Raw genomic sequence first — 3,142 nt, forward strand, 5'->3', positions numbered from 1 at the left:
CCTTCCATCACGATGGATTAACTCCGGCGACTGGCAAAACTTGCCTGCGGTGTCGCGCAGCCAGCAAAAGCCTGCCTCTCGTCGCCAAAACGTCCGGTGCTATGCATTAAGGCGGCTAAACCAGTTCTGTCTCAAGGGCGCTGATCCGGGACACTATGTCGCGACTTGGCAGGGCTTCGTTTACGTGGCCTTCGTCATTGATGCCTTCGCTCGCCGTATCGTGGGTTGGCGGGCAAGCCGGGCGGCCCATGCGGGCTTTGTGCTTGATGCCCTCGACCAGGCGCTTCATGATCGGCGGCCCGTCAAACGCAGTGGGCTGGTTCATCATTCCGACCGCGGCTCGCAATACGTATCCATTCGCTATTCCGAACGGCTGGCGGAGGCAGGCATCGAGCCGTCTGTCGGAAGCGTTGGTGATAGTTACGACAATGCTCTCGCCGAAACGATCAACGGTCTTTACAAGGCCGAGGTCATCCATCGGCGAGGACCATGGCGCAACTTCGAAGCCGTGGAGTTCGCCACGCTCGAATGGGTCGATTGGTTCAACAACCGCCGCCTTCTGGAGCCCATCGGCAACATACCGCCAGCCGAGGCCGAAGAACAATACTACGCCATGCTGGACGCACCAGCCATGGCCGCATAACTTAAGCCAAACGGTCTCCGGTAAAGCCGGGGCGGTTCAGTGCGGACGAAAACTTGGACTAACAGGAGATAGTTCATGTATTCGTACGAAGACCGCATGAGGGCTGTGCAGCTCTATATCAAGCTCGGCAAACGGGCGAATGCCACGATCCGTCAGTTGGGCTATCCGACGAAGAATGCCCTGAAGCATTGGCATCGCGAATTCGCACGCGGCGACGACTTGTCGGCAGGTTATGTACGCACCAAACAGCGTTATTCGGATGAGCAAAAGAGGATTGCCGTTGAACACTATCTGGACAACGGCCGCTGCCTGGCATGGACCATCAGGGCACTTGGCTACCCTGGCCGCGAAAAGCTTTCGGCTTGGATCGATGAATATCGACCTGGTGACAGGCGGAGAGTTCACACCGGCAACTCAAGCGGTACCATCAGATCGGAGCAGCAGAAGCGAACGGCTGTGATCGATCTGTGCGCCAGAAGCGACAGCGCCCGCTCGGTAGCTCAGAAGGTAGGCGTGAGCCGGCAGACGTTGTACGACTGGAAAAACCAGAAACTTGGTCGTGAGGTCCCTGCATCCATGCCACGCCGTCGCGAATTACCACCGACTACCTGTCAATCGGCGTTGTAACGGGACCCCTTATCGGCTCCCAAAAGGGACCTCTGCCTCTGGTTGCATAGGGTCAGCGCGCGTAGGCCCGGAGCTCTCCATTTAGCGCAGGGGCCTGCGGGCGCGGATTGTTTGTCTTTTCGGCTTTAGCTTTGAGAGCGGTTTTTGAAGCGCCAGGATTCATTCCCGGTTTCCACGATCTCGCAATGGTGGGTGAGCCTGTCGAGGAGGGCGGCGGTCATCTTGGCGTCGCCGAATACGGCCGGCCACTCGCCGAAGGCCAGGTTTGTCGTGACGATGATCGATGTCCGCTCGTAGAGCCTGCTGATCAGATGGAAGAGGAGCTGACCACCGGCCTGGGCGAATGGGAGATAGCCGAGCTCGTCCATGATGACGAAGTCGAGCCTGGTGATGAAGTCGGCAAGCCGCCCCTGCTTTCCGCTACGTGCCTCCGTCTCGAGCCGATTGACGAGATCGACGACGTTGTAGAAGCGGCCGCGTGCACCATTGCGGATCAGGGCGCGTGCAAGCGCGATGGACAGATGGGACTTTCCCGTGCCGGTTCCGCCGACCAGAACGATATTGTGCTGCTCGGTGAGGAAGGCTCCTGTCGCAAGCTGGCGCACCAGGCCTTCGTTGACCGGCGTGTCGGTGAAGTCGAAGTCGTCGATGTCCTTGGCCAGCGGCAGCTTGGCGACGGTGATCTGGTATTTGATGGAGCGCGCCTGCTTCTCGGCGATCTCTGACTGTAGCAGGTCACCGACGATGCGCGGCGGTTCGTGCTGCCGCTTGATGCCGGAGGCCATGATCTCGTCATAGGCGCTGCGCATGCCGAACAGCTTCAGCGCGCCCATCATGTCGAGGATTTGGGATCGTTCCATATCAGCTTGCCCTCCTGAGGCTGTCGTAACGGGCGCAATCGGCCAGAGGCTCGTGGGTCAGGCGAAGCGCATCGGGAATGGAAAGGATGGCGGCCGGCTGCGGATCACGCTTGCGGGCCAGGATGTTGATGATGACGGCAGCCGAGAACACGCCCTGATCGAGCGCCTCCTGGCAGGCCGCTTCGACGGCGGGGAGACCGTCCAGGCCCACACATTCGAGGATCGACACCATCTGCCGGTCGCCGTCATGCATGGCCTTCAGCCGGCGGCGCACCTTCTCCATGGCGGCGGGCAAAACCCAGTCGTGGAACGGCGCACCGTTGCGCAGTGCTCCCGGCTTGCGGGTCAGGACCGGCACGTAATGCCAGGGATTATAGATCGTCTCGCCACGGCCGAAGCAGCGATCGTGTTGGCCGATCTCCACGCCATCCTGCCGGATGACGATGCGATCGGCATAGGCATGTATCTCGGCCGGGCGGCCAACTGCCGTGGACAGCACCGAGTATTTGTTGTTGTCGAAACGCACGAGGCAGGTCTTGCCGATCGAGGCCTGCACAGCGTGGAAGCCGTCGAATTTGCCGGGATAGCTGACCAGATGCGGCCGCTCCGCATCGAACACCTCCCAGATCGTGCGCTCCGTCTGATCGACATGCTTATGAGCGCGGGCGTAACTGATGCACTTGTCCAGCAACCAGCCATTCAGCTCATCGTAGGATTTGAAGCGCAGCCGCGGCGTGAAGAAGCGTTCCCGCACCAGATTGACCTGGTTCTCGACCTGGCCTTTCTCCCATCCCGACGCCGGCGTGCAGGCCACCGGTTCGATCAGGTAATGGCTGCACATCTGCAGGAAACGGCGATTGTATTGCCGTTCCTTGCCGACGAAGACCGTCTCCACCGCGGTCTTCATGTTATGGGATGGACGCCTCCCTCCGAACCTTCAGAATGAAGGGCCAGCTAAAGGAGGAAGTCATGACATTCGAATTGCTCGCAATCGATCTCGGAAAGTCGTCGT

2 protein-coding genes and 2 pseudogenes are annotated in these 3,142 nt (G+C 60.0%); 2 read left to right on the top strand and 2 right to left on the bottom strand.

Features of this window, described 5'->3' with window-relative positions; translation table 11 throughout:
* Both P9A16_RS35450 and P9A16_RS35455 read left to right on the top strand, forming a co-directional pair.
* Positions 1-643: IS3 family transposase (locus tag P9A16_RS35450; protein WP_278026561.1), on the top strand; the 643-nt coding region annotated here is incomplete at its 5' end.
* Between the two features lie 75 nt (positions 644-718).
* Positions 719-1,267 (top strand): annotated as a pseudogene (locus P9A16_RS35455) (transposase); the annotation flags it as partial.
* A gap of 128 nt (positions 1,268-1,395) precedes the next feature.
* Here the strand turns inward: P9A16_RS35455 and istB are convergent.
* The gene (istB, locus tag P9A16_RS35460) at positions 1,396-2,130 is read right to left on the bottom strand and encodes an IS21-like element helper ATPase IstB (RefSeq protein WP_278026562.1); all 735 of its coding nucleotides are present in this window, start codon (positions 2,128-2,130) and stop codon (positions 1,396-1,398) included.
* Positions 2,063-3,040: pseudogene (locus P9A16_RS35465) on the bottom strand (Mu transposase domain-containing protein); the annotation flags it as partial. The gene istB and the pseudogene P9A16_RS35465, both read right to left, overlap by 68 nt.
* Positions 3,041-3,142 lie beyond the last annotated feature (102 nt).

The organism is Shinella sp. 838 (assembly GCF_029623935.1).
Lineage (GTDB): Bacteria > Pseudomonadota > Alphaproteobacteria > Rhizobiales > Rhizobiaceae > Shinella.